Source organism: Ensifer adhaerens (genome assembly GCF_028993555.1).
GTDB lineage: Bacteria > Pseudomonadota > Alphaproteobacteria > Rhizobiales > Rhizobiaceae > Ensifer > Ensifer adhaerens_I.
The window spans coordinates 1,556,940-1,574,048 of sequence record NZ_CP118611.1; the positions used below are offsets into that span (position 1 = coordinate 1,556,940).

Genomic DNA, 17,109 nt, shown 5'->3' on the forward strand with positions numbered 1-17,109 from the left:
TCCCGCAAGTTCGCTCTCTTCGCGGGCTCAATTATCAGACTTGATCCGAATCTGGTGCGCAGTTGCGACATCGCTCCGGTTTTCTCCTTTCGGCATGTGGCCGAACATGTGGGGCTTGATCTGATTGATCCAGGAGATCACCGCGGGCTCCTTGCCCCACAGAGTTTTGGCAAAGGGAACAATCTGTTCGCCGACGAGAATTCCAAGCAGGCCGACCAGGGCGATGACCGGCGGCGCCGGCGAGCGGACGTTGAGGAGGCTGTAGACGATGCCGACCAGAAGTCCGGCGCCGAGTGACATGAGGTAGAGCTTCATGACGGTGGTCCTTGATTGTTGCGGCTGCCACTCTGAGCGGGTTGACCCAACCAGAGTGGCTTTGCTTGTCGCATCGTTGGCCGGGTTCGGGTCGATACGTTTTCCAGGGTGGACATGCTGCTTGCGAACGGCGCCGATCCTATGCGGCAAGAGGAACCAGATTTGCCTCGATCTTGTTGCGGAAAGGCTCGTATCGGTTCGGCAGCTTCAGCGCCTGGCCGAGGTGGGCAGTGTCCTCGTCGCGGTCGAAGCCGGGTTCGTTGGTTGCGATCTCGAACAGGATCCCGCCCGGTGTTCGGAAGTAGATCGCCCAGAAATAGTCGCGATCGATGACGGGAGTTACCTGGTAGCCTGTGTCCATCAGTGCCTTGCGCACTTCGAGTTGCTTTTCGCGGTTCTCCACCGCAAAGGCGATGTGATGAACCGAACCCGCCCCCTGGCGCGCAAATGGTGTCTTCGGGAGCGCGGCGAGCTCGATCGTGTCTGCACCGTTGCCACCGGGAATGATGAACCGCGTGACGTCCCCTTCAATCTCGGAACGCTCATAACCCATGAAACGGAGGAGTTCTTCGGTCGCCGCCGTGTCGTGAAGGTTGAAGCGCGCGCCGCTGAAGCCGCGGATGGCGTTGGCCTCGGAAATGCCCTCGGCGAGCCAGGGGGCACGGACATCGTCGGCCGTTTCGACCAAGGCGAGGCCGTCGCCATCGGGGCCTGTGAAACGCAGGCGGTTGGCACCAAAGGCCGTGTCGGCCTGAAGACCACCCACACCTTGCGCAGCGAGGCGATCCTTCCAGAAGGCCAGCGCCCCCTTTGGAATGGAGAACTGGGTCTCGCCGACTTCGCCGACGCCCGGCCGTCCGATCATCATGTGCGGGAACGGAAAGTACGTCATGACGGTACCAGCCGTACCTTTCTCGTCGCCGTAATAAAGGTGGTACACACTCGGATCGTCGAAATTGACCGTCTTCTTCACGCGGCGAAGACCGAGCGTGTCAGTGAAAAATCTGTTGTTCTCTTGCGCATCCGACGCCATGGAGGTGACGTGATGCAGTCCCTTGATATCCTTGATCATGGCCCGTGCCTTTCTTCGTGACGGTGTTTGTCGTTGGGAAAAGGTGTACTCGGGTTGATTACGTCGTGGAATTGCAATATTTCTTCCGAATGAATTGCGTTTTTTGAAATAATAGAGATGAATGATCACAAAGCGCTGAAAATCTTCCTGATGGCTGCCGACAAGCGCAACTTCGCTCAGGTTGCCCGCGAGCTCGATATGACACCCGCCGCTGTCACGCGGGCCATTGCCGCGCTTGAAGATGATCTCGGCGTCCAGCTGTTTGTTCGCACGACCCGCCAGGTATCCCTGACGACGGACGGCGCCGTCTTTGCCGCCCAGATTCAACCGGCGGTCGAGACGCTCGAAAACGCGCGGCGCGATGTCAAGAACGCCCACAAGGCTGACCAGGGACGTTTGAGGATCAGCGCGCCGACTTGGCTCGGCAAGACGGTGCTGCCGCCGATCCTTTCCGGCTTCCGGGAGCTCTACCCGAAGATGTGCTTCGAGATCTCGCTGTCGGACGGTTTGATAGACATCGTAGATGACGATTACGACCTCGCGATCCGCATTTCTTCGGCCCCTTCGGACAAGTTTACGATATGGCGCAAGATCAAGGTGGTGCCGCGGATTCTGGTGGCCGCGCCAGGCAGTCGGTTCGCCGAGATGGAACACCCGAATGAACTGACTCCGGACGATTGTCTCGCCTATAGCGGCGAAAGCCGACGTGAGAACTGGCTGCTTTCGGACGGAGGCTCGAGCATCACCATCGTCGCCGGAAGGGCATTCAGCGCCAACAACGGCGAGGTCCTTGCCAACATGGCCGCAGACGGCGCGGGCGTGGCGATGCTGCCGGGCTTCGATATCGCCGAGCATATTCGCAGCGGCCGGCTCGTCCACGTCCTGCGAAGCTGGTCGCCACCGGACCTTTGGTTGACACTCTATTATCCGCCTTACCAGGCCCTACCGCCCCGCATTGCGACCTTCTCGAAGTTCTTCGAGGAACAACTGACCGCTCACATGGTCATGCTCGACTAGAGCATCCTTTGCGCGTTTGTCTGGACGCGCGGCGAACTGGCGTGTCGCGGATGGCCTAATCTCATCGCGTATGTGAAGACACTGACCTCGGGCGCAGCCGGAGAGGCGGTGCTCGATTCCACAAGATAATCCGAGGGACAGTCCCCTCGCCGTCCGCGAGCCTCCGCGCCCGCGGGCACCCATGCCAACATTGCCTTAAACCAAACCGCCGACGCTCGCTCTCGGGCGAAATTAAACCAAATGTTTGCTCTCTCCCGCGAAGATGCGACCCAAGCTTGCACAAAGCTCCCTTCTAGAATCGAAGCTGCCGGGCCAGAGCCATTGTACAATCTGATATCGGTCGTGCTGAAGAAGCGCCTCGACCTCTCATTCAAGACATCACCAGATTTCCGCGCGAGGATCGTCGAAGCCCCCGGGCTGTGGATGAGCGAGCGGGACGTTGCCAGACTGCGACACGATCTGCGCAAGGTCGCGCAGCGATCGGTTCCCGATGGAGAGCTGGACTATGGTGTCTTCTCCGAGCGTGAGGACGCCCTCGCCCGGACGATAGTGACGGTCGTCTATCGGGTTTCGGACGGCGAACCGGTCGCCTTCAATGCGTTGCCGGTCATCCAGGTCTCTCTCTCGGGCAAACCCGTGGACGTTCTTCACCTGGGGCTGGTGATGATCGACCCTGCAGTTCGCAGCCAGGGGCTTTCCTGGGTACTCTACGGCCTCACCTGCTTTCTTCTCTTCCTGCGCAACCAGCTTCGTCCGCTCTGGATTTCGAATGTCACCCAAGTGCCGGCCGTTGCCGGCATGGTGGCCGAGACCTTCAGTGGCGTCTTTCCGGCGCCCACGCGTGGCGCTCGCCGATCGTTGCACCAGCAACTGATCGCCACGGCGATCATGGGCTCTCATCGTCATGTCTTCGGCGTCGGTCCTGATGCCGGTTTCGACGCCGACCGCTTCGTGATCACCAACGCCTATACGGGCGGCTCCGACAACCTGAAAAAGACCTTCGAGGCGGCGCCCAAGCACCGCAAGGCGGAGTACAACGACTTCTGCGCCACCGAACTCGACTACGATCGCGGCGACGACCTCATCCAGATCGGCCAACTCGACCTCAACGCGGCGCAACGCTACCTCATGGAAAGCGTGCCGCGCAACGCACTCGGCCGCCTTGCGGTCGCAAGTTTCATCATCCTCGTCCAAAGGCTGGCTCTACCGGTTTTGCATTGGACGGACAGCCGTCGGCAGTGGGGCATATTGAGGCCTTCAAATCAATGAGCAGCGTCTTCTCCTACGAGGCCTTCACCACACGCAACGTCGGCTTTGTCACAGAGGCGGAGCAACGCCGCTTGAGCGAGGCGAGCGTCTTCGTCTGCGGAACCGGCGGCATGGGCGGCGCCTGCATCCAGGCGCTGGCGCGGGCCGGCATCGGCCGTCTGATACTCGCCGATATCGACCGTTTCGAACTGTCGAACCTCAACCGCCAGGTCTTCTGTTTTGCCGACACGATCGGCACACCCAAGGCAGAAGCGACCCGCGATCTCTGCCTGAAGATCAATCCGGAGCTGGATATCACCGTCTTCGGGCCGGAATGGACAGATCATGTCGAGGCGCTCATTGCGAAAGCGGACGTCGTCATCAACGGAACGGATGATCTCGCCGCCAGTCTCCTGCTCTATCGTGTTTCGCGAAACCTCGGACGCACGGTGATCGATGCCTATGCGTCTCCCCTCCCCTCGGTCTACGTCACGCGCCCGCAGGATCCGATGCCGGAAGAGCGGCTCGGCTATCAGACGGCCGGAACCGCCTGGAACGCGCTGACGGCGGATCAGCGGTCGGAAGCTTTCCTGCGCGAGGCGGAATACGTGATGGTCCATTCGTCTTCGCGCCACCATGTCGATCTTTCGCTCGCCGGCGAAGTGATTGCCGGCACCCGCAGTCGCATGTCCTTCGCACCGATGGTGATCAGCACCGGCACATTGATGGCCTACGAGGCGATCCACGTGGTCATCGGCCGTCCACGGTCTGCCGATTACCGTGGCTGGTTCTTCAACCTCCATGCCGGCCGTGTCGAGCGTCCGCGCAATGCAATCGTCGCGGCCCTGCTGCGACCGCTGGTACGGCGCTACCTGCAGCGGCTTGCGGCTCCGACAGCGCCATGAACACGCCGCTCGTTGCCGATAGTTTTGTTTCGCTGGCCGCACTTGGCGGCCTCCTTGTGCTGATCGGCACTATTCGTAGCTTCGATACGGCAAGCCCGCTGAACCGCCGCTTCCTCTTTGGATTGGAGGTGTTGGCCGCATTGATGGCAAGCCGGGTGCTTGCCTGGTGGACCGATCTTTTCATCTTCAAGGCCACAACGATCATAACTGCGGGCCTTGTTCCGCTCTCGACTGTTCTCCTCGCCGAGGGCCTGTTGCGCCGCCATGCGCCGAGGACGACGAAATGGATCGGAGCCGGGGGCGCCGTCGCCTTCTTCGTTCTCGCCTTCCTGCCGGCATCGATCGCCGAGCCCTGGCGCGTCGCGCTGCTTTTTGTCTATCAACTCGTCACCTTCGCTCTTGCCGGGCACATGACGGTAACGCGCGATCGGACAAGCCTGTCGAAGGCGGAGAACCAGGCGGTCGACCGCATCGCTCTCTCGCTGCTCTTGATCCTGCCACTCCTCGTCACCGATTTCCGCTCGGTCTACATCGACCAGCCTGTGCGGCTTGGCGGGGTGGCGATCCTGTTCCTGTGCTGGCTGCTGATCAGCCTTGGTCAGCGCGCCGTCGGGCATCGTGACACGGTCGTCTCCTTCGTCATCCTGCTCTCCGTTACCCTCATCGCAGCCCTTGTCATCGGTTTCGAAAACGGGCTCGAACCTGCAGCGCTGGTCCGTGCAACGAGCGTCATTCTCAGCGCCGCCTTGCTTGGCGTGATCTGGAAGGACAGCATCAGCCTGCGCACGGAACAAAGGCGGCAGAGCCTGATCCGGCATCTGGCCGAGGACCGCATCGACGACACACTCGGCTTCCTCAAGGAATTGCAAAACCACCCGTTGGTAGATGGCGCACTTCTGCTTGGTGAGGACGAACTTTCCGACCTCGACGTGCCGGTCATCAAGGCGCTGTTTGCTGCCCGACCTTTGATGCGCACGGCGGAAACGGGCAGCCTGCCGCAATCGGACGCCGAACAGCTCGCCTGGCTGCTCGAAAAATACGAAGCAACCCATGTCATGCTGGTGTCGAACCGGCCGTTCCGGCTGATAGCGCTCAATATGCCCTCCGTCACTGCGACGCCAGGTGCAGAGACCGAGTTGAAGGTCGTCCAGCGCATGGCCATGCTGATCTCCGAAAGGAACTCGCTCCATGATTGAGATCCACGCGGGGGATATCGACGCCTTCTTCACCGCCCCCTTTCAGATCTATGGTGCGCAGACGCCCTATGTCTCGCCGATGTTCAGCGACCTCAGGCGCTTCCTTTCCGCTGAAAAGAACCCTCTGTTCGATACGGCTGCAGACTTCGCCATCTTCACGGCCCATGAAGGAAGCGCCGTGCGCGGGCGGATAACGGCCCATATGCACCGCGCATCGAACGCGAAGTTTGGGCTTGATCGCGGCTATTTCGGCTACTTCGACAGCGCCGACGACGAGCGCATTGCGGCTGCCCTGCTGGAGCGGGCGGAGGATTGGGCGCGAGCGAAGGGGTTTGGCGAGATCCTTGGAAACTTCAACCTGACTGCCATGCAGCAGGCGGGGGTCATGACTGGCGGTTTCGAGAATGCGCCCTATACGGATCAGATCTGGGGCCCACCCTATCTGCCTCGGCTTCTGGAAAAGCGGGGCTACGCCCCCTGCTTCCCGATGACCACCTTCGAAATCGACGTCCGCACCGTGGCCACCGATGGCATGCTCGCCGGCACACAGATGCGCGCGCTTTTCGACGACGGCTTCCGTTTTTCACCAATCCGGCGAGCAACGCTTGAGCGCAGGTTGGAGGATTCCCGGCTGATCCTCAATGAGAGCTTTGCAGACAATCCGATGTTCGTGCCGGTCAGCCGTGCGGAATTCGACTTTCAGGCCAGGGAGATGAAGTGGATCATGGATCCGCGCATCTCGGCGGTTGCGGAAAAGGACGGCGCGCCAGCCGGCGCGGTGATCGCCATACCCGACGTCAACCCGATGTTGAAGGCGATGGGCTCGCGGCTCGGGTTGAGTGCGCCCTGGCATTTGCTCAAGCATCGCCTCCAGCGCCGGCGTGCCGTAATCATATTTCAGGGCGTGAAGCCGGAGCATCAGGGGCGTGGTCTCAATCCACTTCTGCTTGCCCACGTGCTTAGCGAAATGCGCCGGGCCGGCTATGAGACTGCCGGCGGCACCTGGATCGCAGACGTCAATGCGGCGAGCCTGAGGCAGGCAGAAAAAGCCGGCGCAAGGCCCCTGCATCGTCTGCATCTCTTCGGAAAGACACTATGAGCCGCATTGATGCCGCCACGCTCGCCGATCTGGCGGCAGAAGCCAATCTCGCCCCCTCCGTCCACAATACCCAGCCGGCCCGCTGGGCGCTCGACGGGGACGGACGCATTTTGCTCGCGGCCGACCTCTCCCGGCATCTCGGAATCGGCGATCCGACCGGTCGCGACATGGCGCTCTCCTGTGGCACAGCGCTCGAAGGCATGGTGATGGCGCTCGCCGCGCATGGGCTCGGTGTGGCCATCGAAGATCTCTGGGCCGACAACATTCTCGACTGGCGGCGCGGTTACCGATTGTCCGCGCGGCTGACACTTGCGGGCGATGCAAAGCCGCACGAGCTTTCCGGCTGGATCACCAGGCGCTTCACATGGCGTGCTCGCTTTTTGGCCGCCGCACCCGAACAGGTCACACGGCTTGAGCACTGGGCGGCGGAAGCGGCTGATGTAAAGCTCGCCAGCGGTCACGAGGATCTGGCCTTTGTCGCCCGGCTGAACGACCACGCGAGCTTGTCGATCATGCGCGAGCGCGCGTTCCGCGATGAACTCGTGGCGTGGATGCGGCTTTCTCCCTCCCATCCGACCTATGCCTTGGACGGGCTCAATCTTGCCGCCCTGCAGATGGGCCGGCTGGAAGGCGCACTGGCGGGACATGTGCTCGCTTCGCCGCTTTTCGACATTGCCGACCGGCTCGGCCTCGGTCGAGCTCTCGTCGCCGAAGCCGCGAAGTCGATGACCGCCACGGCTTGTCTCCTGTTTCATCGGCCGGAGAGCGAAAGCCCGATCGCTTCAGGACGGGCTTTCTATCGTTTCTGGCTAGGCTTCACGCGCTTTGGCTTCGCCGGCTGGCCGATGGCGGTGCTGGCTGATCGGCCCGATGCCACAGAGGCCTTGCAGCAGCGCTTCCCATTGCCGCCTGGCCACCGGCTGATCAATGTACTGCGCGTTGGGCCGGCTCCGTCGACAGTTCCGAAATATCGCATCCCGGTACAGGACCTCGTGCTGGACGGAAAGCCGGCCTGAGGCCGACTCCCGTCTCCATCTCAGGCAGCGTTCTCGGTCCTTGCAGCCTCGGCGAGAAGCCTCTGCGCACTGACGAAATCCACCTTGCCGGTCCCAAGCACCGGCACGGCACCGACCTTCACGTCCGACGGCACCATCATGTCCATCGCCCCCTTTTCCTTGGCGAAGCGCAGGAATGTGGCGCGCGTCGCGCCGGGAGCGTCGGTGAGCATGACCAGGCGTTCGCCCTTCTTGGCATCAGGCAGGGATACAACGACCGTCAAATGACCCGGCCACAGCTCTCCTGCAAGCGCCTCCACAGCACCGAGCGAAACCATCTCGCCACCGATCTTGGCGAACCGCTTGGCCCGACCGCGAATGACGATGAAACCGTCTTCGTCCACGGTGACGATATCACCGGTGTCATGCCAGCCGTCTGGCGTCGGCTCGATCACACCGGGATTTTCCACGCGGAGATATCCGGCCATGACGTTTGCGCCTCGGATGAAGAGCCGTCCACCCTCCAGGACGCCCGGCACGGCTTCGAGCCTGTACTCCATGCCCGGCATGATCTTGCCGACGCTGCCGGCCTTGTTGAACATCGGCGTGTTCAGCGCGATCACCGGTGCGGCCTCGGTGACGCCGTAGCCTTCGAGGATGCGGACGCCGAACTTCTCCATGTAGAGCGCGCGTGTGGCGGCCCTGACCGGCTCGGCACCGGCGAAGCAGTAGCGGATCGAGCGGAAGTCGTAGGGATGGGCCGTCCGCGCATAACCGTTCAGGAAGGTGTCGGTCCCGAAGATGATTGTCGCGTTGGAAGCGTAGATCAGTTCCGGAATGATGCGGTAGTGCAGCGGCGACGGATAGAAATAGACCGGCACGCCGGAGATGAGCGGCAAGACCGTGCCCGCCGTGAGCCCGAAAGAATGGAACACCGGCAGGATGTTGAACACCTTGTCGCCCGAATGGAAATCGATACGGGACGCTGCCTGCGCTGCGTTGGAGAGGATGTTTCGGTGCGTCAGCACCACGCCTTTCGGCGTTCCTTCGGAGCCGGAGGTGTAGAGAATGACGGCCGGATCGTCAGCCGTGCGTCGGACAAGCGGCCGGCCTTTTCGCAAGAGACCACGCAGCTTGTCGGCAAGGCCGACCGTCTGGCGCAGGTCATCGAGCCAGACGATCTCCACCGTCTTCGACAACTCCTCCACGACCGTACCGAGCTTCGCCTGGGTGACGAAGGCTCGCGACGTCAGCACGTAGCGGACCTCTGCCGCCTTGCACGCCGATATGATGTTGGCCGCGCCCGCCGTGAAGTTCAGCATCGCCGGTACCTTGCCCGCCGACATCACGCCGAGGATGGTTGCGACCGCACCGTTGGCGTTGGGCAGGAGAACGCCGAGCGCCTTTTCGTCCGGGAAGAGCGACTTGAACTTCGCGCCAAGCACGGCTGCCCCCGTCAGCAGTTTGCCATAGGTCAGGGAGCCGGTGACCGGGTCCTGCACCGCGAGCCGGTTGAACCCGCGCTCCTTGGCCGTCTTGATCACCTTTTCAAGCACAGTGGTGTCGGTATCCGTGGTGCGGAACATCAGCATCGACATGACCTGATAAAGAGCTGCACCCGCGGCCATCCGGCGCTTGCGACCTTTCAGCTCCTGCGGCACGGAGAGACGAACCGGCTCCAGAATGGTGACCTTCACCTTCGGAAACAGCCGGCGGCGAACGTGCAAGGAACTGAGGCGAGAGAAGTAGCTCTTCTCCAGACCGTCGATACGGACGGGCACGACCATGGAGCCGGTCTTGTCGGCCACCATTGCGGCACCGTCATAGACCTTCATCAGCGCACCGGTGACCGTGATGCGACCCTCGGGGAAGATCACGAGCGGCTCGCCATTGTTGACCGTCTTGATGAGCGTGCGCGTTGCCATCGGCTTTGAAGGATCCAGCGGCAGGAAGTTGCACATCTTCAGGAACGGTTTCACCCACCAGGCCTTGGCGATGGTGTAGTCGACAGCGAAGGTCGGTTCCTCGTCGGTGAGCGCGAGCGCCAGCGCGCCATCGAGAAAGGAAACGTGGTTGAGTGCGATGATCGGCGCACGCCCCGCCTTTTTCAGATTGTCGAGGCCGTCCACTTCCAGCCGAAGGAAGGCACGGAAGAGGATGGATACGAAATCACGGAAAGCATTGGTCGGCAGCGTGCGCAGCATGACAAAGGCCGCCACGGCATTGGCGAGCGCAAGGCCGGCGAAAAGTACTGATGTCGACACGCCGGACGCCTGCAAGACGGCGACAAGGCCGCCACCGGCGGTGATGAAGGCTGCGGACAGCACATTCGACGCACCGATGACGCGCGATCGCTCGTCCTCTTGCGCCCAGGCCTGAAGGGCCGCGAGCGTGGGTACGGCAAGGAAGGCGCCGGCAATAGCCATGCCAGCCAGATCGATGGCGATGCGCAGGGTGTAGGGACCGGCGAAGAAAGCAGAAAGCGTCTCGGTCGGAGCGACCGCCCCGGCATGCCCGACGCACCAGGCGAGATCGAGGCCGAACAGCGCCATGATCAGCGTGCCGAGCGGTGCCGGCAGGAGCACGATACGTCCCGCGGACATCCAGGCGGCAATCGCCGAGCCGACCCCGATCGCTACGGCGAAGACGGCGAGATAGGCGGTGATCGCAGTCTCGTCGCCGCCGAGATGGTTCTTCACCATGGGCGGCAGCAACGACAGCACGATCGCGCCCGCCAGCCAGAACCACGCCGCCATCAACGCGGTGCGCCAGAGCCGCTTGTCGCCGCGCAGTGACGCGAGGAGGTGTCCGGTGGAACGCAGGACGTTGCGATCGACGACAAGGTCCGGCGCCTTGGCGCCGAGACGTGGAATGTAGCGGCTGGAAAGCCAGCAGGCGAGTGCAAGGCCGAGCATCATCGGGCCAAACAGCCAGGGATTGACGCCATCGGCTGCGGCAAGCCCCGCGACGACTGTGCCGCCGAGGATGGCGATGAACGTCGCCCCCTCGATCCAGGCGTTGGCACGCGGCAGTTCCTTGCGCTCCAGGTGGTCGGGCAGGATGCCGTATTTGACAGGCCCAAAGAGCGCGGAGATGGCACCGAACAGGAAGAGCGCAACCAGCAGCACCGCGATGGAGGAGAACGCAATGCCGACGACGGCAACACCCGCGGCAGCGAGTTCCCAGCGCTTCAGCCGCTCGGCGACGACCGCCTTGTCGAACTTGTCGGCAATTTGGCCACCGAGTGCGGAAAAGAGCAGGAACGGCGCCATGAAGACGGCGCCGGCCAGTGTGACGAGCGACCCCGCCTCTTCGGCTGCCACGGTGGCAAGGATGAGGAAGACGAGCGTGTTCTTGAGAAAATTATCGTTGAACGCCGACAGGAACTGCGTCCAGAAGAGTGGCGCAAACCGCCGAGAAGTCATGAGATTGTTTTTCACGGAACGTCTCCCCTTTTTTTGAGCGTTCTAGATGAAAGTCGTTTCACTCTCGTTCACAGGTTGTGCATTGTGACGACAGGGCTAACGATGAATTAAGCGTCGTCGGCCTTGATGCCGAGCAGCAGCTTCTCGGTTTTCGCATCATCGATCCTGCGGATCAGCTTTTCAGCTTCCAGATTGTCGCGCAGCGTCTTGGTGACGTTTACCGCCGTCTGCAGGAGCATCAGAATGCCCATGGCGAGATACCCTTTTCCCCAGAGATCGATCGGCATCATGTAAAGGCCGATCACCACCATGAAGGCGGCCACGCCGAAGCTCACATAGGAGAAAGAGGTCCAGGCCGGGGAGTGTTTCATCAGGCTGTCGTTCATCGTCGTTTTCCTTTGAAAAATAGAGGTTTCAAGAAGCAAGGTTCGCCTTGGCACGCAGGCGCCCGAGCACGTCGTCCGCACTCGTCACCAGCGGGCGCCCGCAACCGGCCGCGGCCAGTTTCTCTGCAAGCGCGGTCGGATCAGGCCGGTCTTCCAGCTCAACCAGCGCCTCGGCTGTCAACTCAGCCTCGCGCCGGCGCGTTTCGAGCCGCGCCAGTGTTGCCTCGGCATCGCTGAGCGTAGCGAGGTCATTGCCGGGCACGTCACGGGAAAGCCGCCGCGTCCGGTCACGTGCCTCGGCCAGGCGTTCGCCGCGGCGCAGCGCGGCCAGGCGCATTTCGCTCTGCCGCACCGCCTGCCTCAACCGGTCTATTCCATCTGTAAACTCCGCCTGAACCTGACGTGCGTTCTGCAGTTCGGTTTCCAGCCGGGCGATCGAGACGGCAGCCTCGGTCGCCAGATCCTCCCGCCCCTTTTCAAGGGCTGCGATGGCGCGCGTTTCGAGATCATCGATGCGAGCAGAGAGCCTCTCGGCACTTTCTTTTTCCAGGCGATTTTGCGCGATCGCAACAGCGACCGCCCGACGTGCGCTTTCGACGCCGCGTGCGGCATCACGGATCTGCTGCGCAAGTATCGGCAGCGCATGCCGATCGCCGAAGGCCTCCTCCGCCTCATGGGCACGCCCCCGTATCAGCGTTACGATTTGTTTGAACATTTCCTCACCTCCATGTATGAACAATGTTCAATAATCTTTTCTCACAAAGATGAACAGCGTTCAAGATAAAAATGAACGACGTTCATAAATGAGGTTAACGGTGATCGGAAAGCGTCAGACGAAGAAGGAAGACCTGAAGGCAAGGCTGATTGTCGCCTGCACGGAACTCATGCGCGAACAGGGGCTGAAGAACCTGCGCGCGCGCGATATCGCCGAACGCGCCGGCGCCGCGCTCGGCGGTCTCTACACGGTCTTCGATGATCTCGACGAGTTGGTTCTCCACGTCAATTCGGGGACGTTGAAACAGTTGGAGACCGCGCTCAACGCCGCGATCTCGCCGTCAGCCGCCATTGGGGAGACTTTCCTCAGCCTGTCCCTCGCATACATGCGTTTCGCGCTTGCCGAGCGCAACCTGTGGTCCGCGCTTTTCGAACACAGAATGCCCGAGGGTGTCTCCGTTCCGGAGTGGCACCTTGCCGAACACACCTTCCTGATCGGGCTCATTGCAGTCCCACTCGCGCGGCATATGCCCAATGCTTCTCACCAGGACGTGGCAATTCGTGCGCGCACATTCTTCGCGGCCGTCCATGGCGTGATCTCTCTCAGCCTTGAAGGACGGTTTGTCGGAATAACGCCCGAAGTGCTTGAGCGCGAGATCACAGCGCTCGCCGGAATTCTCGCCGGGAGTTTTACCGTGGAATGATCATCCACCGTTGCGAGCATCCGTTCGACGCGCGCCCCTGCGGGGGAGTTCCCCTGGGAACGGTCGATCCAGACAGGTCGCCTAGAATGCTACAAAATCTCGTTGGCTCATGGAGGATTTCGATGCCCACTTCATGCTGCAAAGGTTCCCTTCGCATATGCGATAAAAGCGGCCCCCAGCCCCTTCGTCCGCCTCGGCTTTTCCGTGCCGCCAATGACAATCGGGACGGTGTCGATCGCTCATTTGCTGTCGATCCCGGGAACGTCACCGCATCCCTCCCCCGCGCGCGAGTGCCGGCGATCGAAATCGGGTCGGCGCTATCCATGCTGGGTTTGGTGGTCCTCGCCACGCATATCGAAGTAGAGGCGATTGCCGGGACGTTGTTTCAGGCTCTCGACGCGCTGCTCCTCGAGGCGTCATCAATCCTCTGGTGACCCTTCCCCGGATGCGGGGTTCTCCCGCGGTGGCGCCGCGGACCGCCCGGCGAGGCGGGACAGCAGCCTGCGAAAGACGTCTTCTATCAAGAGCGCCAAATCGTGCGGCTCATCGGGGTCCGCACGATCCGACTGCACCGCCATGTAGCCAATGCCCCGTGGCATCTTCACATCCTCACTGCCGAAGGACGCGCACCGGCGTGCCGCTGCGCTGGGTGATGCCGACGCCGGAGGCAACGCCGACTTCCGCGTTGGAGGCAGCAAGCAGTGGCTTGCCGCGCACCATGTCGGATGCGCGTTCGGCAAGCATGATCGTCGGCGCGTTGAGGTTGGCGTTCGGCTCCGATGGAAAGACCGAACTGTCGATAACCCGCAATCCTTCGATGCCGCGCACCTTCAGTTCACTGTCGACGACCGCCATTGCATCCTCGCCCATGCGGCAGGAGCCGCAGGGATGGTAGGTACTTTCCATGGTCTCGCGCACCCAGGCATCGATCTCGTCATTGCTGAGAACGTCTTTGCCCGGAGCCATTTCCTCGCCGCGGAAACGGTCAAAGGCCGGCTGGCCGATGATCTCGCGCGTGAGCCGCAGACAACGTCGAAAGCCCTCGCGGTCCTCCTCGCGGTCGAGATAGTTGAACAGGATATCAGGCTGCTCATGGGCTTCCGGAGAGCGTAGCCGGACATAGCCCCGGCTCTTCGGCTTGTTCGGGCCCGTCAGCACCATGAAGCCATGGCCATCGAGCGGCTTCTTGCCATCGTAACGCATGGCGGCCGGGAGGAAATGGAACTGGATGTCCGGCCACTGCAGTGATGCGTCGGAGCGGATGAAGCCGCCACTTTCGAAATGGTTGGAGACAGAAAGCCCCTTCTTGAACAGGAGCCATTCCGCGCCGATCAGGGCCTTGCTCACAAGCCCCATCTTGCCGTTGAGCGTAATCGGCTCCTTGCAGGCATATTGGATATAGACCTCGGAATGATCCTGCAGGTTCTCGCCGACGCCCGGCAGATCGTGCAGAACGGTGACGCCTGCCCGCTGCAACACCGCCGCCGGACCAATGCCGGAGCGCTGCAGCAAGTGCGGCGATCCGATCGGGCCCGAGGAGATAAGCACTTCGCGGTTGGCGCGGGCAACATGACGCTCGCCACCAAGCTCGTATTCGACGCCGACGGCGCGCTTGCCCTCGACAAGTACACGCCGCGTCATCGCATGGGTAATCACCGTGAGGTTCGGCCTGTCCATCGCCGGCTTCAGGTAGGCATTGGCCGTCGACCAGCGTACACCGTCCTTAACGGTCATGTGCATCGGCCCGAAGCCCTCCTGCATGTAGCCGTTCGGGTCTTCGGTGGTGATGTAGCCCGCTTCGCGGCCGGCATCGACAAAAGCACCATAGAGCGGGTTCTTCATCTTGTTGCCGGCGTTGGTGGCAAGCGGCCCGGAGGCGCCGCGATAACTGTCGCCTCCGTCCTGCCAGCTTTCGGCACGCTGGAAATAGGGCAGGCAATTGGCGTAGCGCCAGCCGCGCGCGCCGAGTTCCTCCCACTCGTCGAAGTCGCGGGCATGGCCGCGCATGTAGACGAGCCCGTTGATCGAAGACGAGCCGCCAATGACCTTGCCGCGCGGGCAATGCACCCGCCGGCCGCCGAGTCCAGGCTCCGGCAAGGTCATGTATTTCCAGTTGTACTTCGTGCCGTTCATCGGGATCGAGAGCGCGGTCGGCATCTGGATGAAGATCGACTTGTCGCTGCCGCCGAATTCGAGCACGAGCACCCTGGAAGATGGATCCTCCGACAAGCGGTTGGCAAGCACGCAGCCGGCAGATCCTGCGCCGATGATGACGTAGTCGTAGGTATCGCTCATGGTCGTCTTCTCCGGTGTCACGGGTATTGGCCCCAGCCGCGGCCACGGGCAAAGAGCCGGGTCAGGACGTAGTGGACAGCGCCCGCGGCAAGGCACGAAGGCACGGAGGCGGTCAGGTATTTGAAGGCAGGCAAGCTTGCGAGCGTCTGCGGATTGAAGACGGCGACATAGACGATGAAGCCGACGGCAAGGGCAAAGAGCCCGATGGGGTTGAAGCCGCCCCAGAAGCGGTAGGGCCCGTTCTCCTGTGGGGCATGCAGGCTGCGCATGTCGAGCTTCTGGCGACGCAGGAAGAAGTAGTCGGCAATGCCAATGCCGGCGAGCGCGGAGTTCAGCGCCGAGGTCCAGACCAGGAAGATAAAGAAGCCGTCGTACATCTGCGGGTAGAAGATCACGAGCCCGAACGGGATGAGGCAGAAGAGGAACAGGATCGTGCCCCAGGAGATCGCGCGCACCGACGCCGTGCCGACCTGCCGGAGGCCGACGATCGAGGTGTAGAGGATGTTCGCCATCGAGGTCATGTTGGCAAAGGCGACGAAGAGCAGCGCGACGATACCGATGATCGGGCCCGCGATCTTGGTCATCCAGATCGTCGGATCGCTCTCGCCGAGTGCGACCGCCGCAAGCAGGCCGACGATTTCGCCGAGGGCGGCCGCTCCGAAGATGCCGAGCACATTCGGCCAGAAGGCGGTCCGCTCGTTCTTCGTCAGCCGCGCCAGATTGCCGATATAGGGCCACCAGGAGAAGCCAGCGGCGAGGTTGACCTCGACGGCGACGATGAAGTTCAGCGTCTTGTCTTCGAACGGCGGAGCGAGCGCGGGAAGTGCCAGCAGTTCGCCAATCGAATGATGGCTGAGGATGAGATAGAGCATGGCGACCATCAGCAGCACCAGCGCCGGCGACACGACCATGTTGAAGAACTTGATCGAAGTCGGCCCCTTGGCGACGATGAACCAGGTGAGCAGGATCGCGCCGATCGCCGCGATGATCATCTTGATGCCGGTCGGATTGGCCGCCTCGCCGGCGCTCAGCGCCATCAGTCCGTCGATCGAGCGGCCGAACATCATGGCGAGAACAGCAAGCCAGCCCATGGTCAGTACGACCACGGCCAGCACATAGACGACGCGGCTGCCGTTGTAGCCGAACTGGCTGCGCAGCGCGACGAACTGCTCGACACCATAGCGGCCGGTCATGGTGGTGGTGGCCAGCGCCGTCAGCACGACGCCGACGATGTTGCCAATGATGATGGCGGCAATCCCCTCCTTCGGGCCGACAAAGAGACCGACGGAGCCGCCGATGAGAAAGGCCCAGGTGGCGATCGCCAGCGCCGAGTTGGCATAGGTGAACTCCCAGAAGCCCCAGAGCCGTTCGGACGGCAGCAGCGGCGCATCGCCGCGCTCGGCGGCAGCGCGATTGCGGGCGGCCACCTCCTGCTCGGTCTTCAACGTGGAGAGATGTTCGTGCGCGACGTGATCGGTCATCTCACGCCCCCCAGAGCCAGAAGCCGACGACGAGCACGAGCGTCAGCACGGTCATGCCGGTGTAGTCGAGCTTGGTCATCGTGCCTTCGAAACGATCTCCCGCCTCGATGTCCTCATAGATGCGGGCGCGCCGCGTCAGTTCCTGTTGCCAGGCGATATCGTTGTTTTCCATCGTCGTTCCCCTTTTCGCGTCGCGCCTTCTGGCGTCTTTCCGCGAAGACATTTGCGGCTCCATCAGCCGCCGATTTGCCGAAGCG

The 17,109-nt window shown here is 62.1% G+C and carries 15 protein-coding genes; 7 read left to right on the forward strand and 8 right to left on the reverse strand.

The window, feature by feature from the left end:
* Window positions 1-27 precede the first annotated feature (27 nt).
* The gene (locus PWG15_RS27250; protein ID WP_275024634.1) at window positions 28-315 is read right to left on the reverse strand and encodes a XapX domain-containing protein; all 288 of its coding nucleotides are present in this window, start codon (window positions 313-315) and stop codon (window positions 28-30) included.
* Window positions 316-454: 139 nt separating this feature from the next.
* On the reverse strand, window positions 455-1,387 hold the full coding sequence (locus PWG15_RS27255) for a VOC family protein (protein WP_275024635.1): 933 nt from the start codon (window positions 1,385-1,387) through the stop codon (window positions 455-457).
* A 117-nt stretch (window positions 1,388-1,504) separates the two neighbouring features.
* Between PWG15_RS27255 and PWG15_RS27260 the strand changes: the two genes are divergently transcribed.
* The 6 genes from PWG15_RS27260 to PWG15_RS27285 all read left to right on the forward strand — a co-directional run bounded on the left by PWG15_RS27260 (window position 1,505) and on the right by PWG15_RS27285 (window position 7,868).
* The gene (locus PWG15_RS27260) at window positions 1,505-2,404 is read left to right on the forward strand and encodes a LysR family transcriptional regulator (protein WP_275024636.1); all 900 of its coding nucleotides are present in this window, start codon (window positions 1,505-1,507) and stop codon (window positions 2,402-2,404) included.
* Window positions 2,405-2,725: 321 nt separating this feature from the next.
* Window positions 2,726-3,673 carry a hypothetical protein gene (locus PWG15_RS27265; protein ID WP_275024637.1) on the forward strand — a complete coding sequence of 316 codons (948 nt, stop codon included), beginning with the start codon at window positions 2,726-2,728 and terminating at the stop codon, window positions 3,671-3,673.
* Window positions 3,670-4,557, forward strand: coding sequence for a HesA/MoeB/ThiF family protein (locus PWG15_RS27270; RefSeq protein ID WP_275024638.1), 888 nt, complete (start codon window positions 3,670-3,672; stop codon window positions 4,555-4,557). Before PWG15_RS27265 ends, PWG15_RS27270 begins: the two co-directional genes overlap by 4 nt.
* A complete protein-coding gene (locus PWG15_RS27275; RefSeq protein ID WP_275024639.1) occupies window positions 4,554-5,753 on the forward strand; it encodes a phosphatidylglycerol lysyltransferase domain-containing protein in 1,200 nt (399 codons plus the stop codon). The genes PWG15_RS27270 and PWG15_RS27275 overlap by 4 nt, the downstream gene beginning before the upstream one ends.
* Window positions 5,746-6,852 carry a GNAT family N-acetyltransferase gene (locus PWG15_RS27280; protein WP_275024640.1) on the forward strand — a complete coding sequence of 369 codons (1,107 nt, stop codon included), beginning with the start codon at window positions 5,746-5,748 and terminating at the stop codon, window positions 6,850-6,852. Before PWG15_RS27275 ends, PWG15_RS27280 begins: the two co-directional genes overlap by 8 nt.
* Entirely contained in the window at window positions 6,849-7,868 is a 1,020-nt protein-coding gene (locus tag PWG15_RS27285) for a hypothetical protein (protein ID WP_275024641.1), read from the forward strand. Before PWG15_RS27280 ends, PWG15_RS27285 begins: the two co-directional genes overlap by 4 nt.
* A gap of 20 nt (window positions 7,869-7,888) precedes the next feature.
* Here PWG15_RS27285 and PWG15_RS27290 read toward each other — a convergent pair whose 3' ends face one another.
* From PWG15_RS27290 to PWG15_RS27300, 3 genes are all read right to left on the reverse strand, one after another.
* The gene (locus PWG15_RS27290; protein ID WP_275024642.1) at window positions 7,889-11,287 is read right to left on the reverse strand and encodes an acyl-[ACP]--phospholipid O-acyltransferase; all 3,399 of its coding nucleotides are present in this window, start codon (window positions 11,285-11,287) and stop codon (window positions 7,889-7,891) included.
* 92 nt (window positions 11,288-11,379) lie between these two features.
* Window positions 11,380-11,658, reverse strand: coding sequence for a YiaA/YiaB family inner membrane protein (locus PWG15_RS27295; RefSeq protein ID WP_275024643.1), 279 nt, complete (start codon window positions 11,656-11,658; stop codon window positions 11,380-11,382).
* Window positions 11,659-11,686: 28 nt separating this feature from the next.
* On the reverse strand, window positions 11,687-12,373 hold the full coding sequence (locus PWG15_RS27300) for a PspA/IM30 family protein (protein WP_275024644.1): 687 nt from the start codon (window positions 12,371-12,373) through the stop codon (window positions 11,687-11,689).
* Between the two features lie 100 nt (window positions 12,374-12,473).
* On the opposite strand from PWG15_RS27300, the gene PWG15_RS27305 reads away from it, so the two are divergent.
* Entirely contained in the window at window positions 12,474-13,076 is a 603-nt protein-coding gene (locus tag PWG15_RS27305; protein WP_275024645.1) for a TetR/AcrR family transcriptional regulator, read from the forward strand.
* Window positions 13,077-13,685: 609 nt separating this feature from the next.
* Here the strand turns inward: PWG15_RS27305 and betA are convergent.
* Genes betA through PWG15_RS27320 form a run of 3 tightly spaced genes read right to left on the reverse strand, consistent with a single transcriptional unit; the run spans window position 13,686 to window position 17,024 of the window.
* Window positions 13,686-15,371 carry a choline dehydrogenase gene (betA, locus tag PWG15_RS27310; protein WP_275024646.1) on the reverse strand — a complete coding sequence of 562 codons (1,686 nt, stop codon included), beginning with the start codon at window positions 15,369-15,371 and terminating at the stop codon, window positions 13,686-13,688.
* 17 nt (window positions 15,372-15,388) lie between these two features.
* Window positions 15,389-16,852, reverse strand: coding sequence for a cytosine permease (locus tag PWG15_RS27315; protein ID WP_275024647.1), 1,464 nt, complete (start codon window positions 16,850-16,852; stop codon window positions 15,389-15,391).
* Window position 16,853: 1 nt separating this feature from the next.
* Window positions 16,854-17,024, reverse strand: coding sequence for a hypothetical protein (locus PWG15_RS27320; RefSeq protein WP_275024648.1), 171 nt, complete (start codon window positions 17,022-17,024; stop codon window positions 16,854-16,856).
* Window positions 17,025-17,109: the final 85 nt, after the last annotated feature.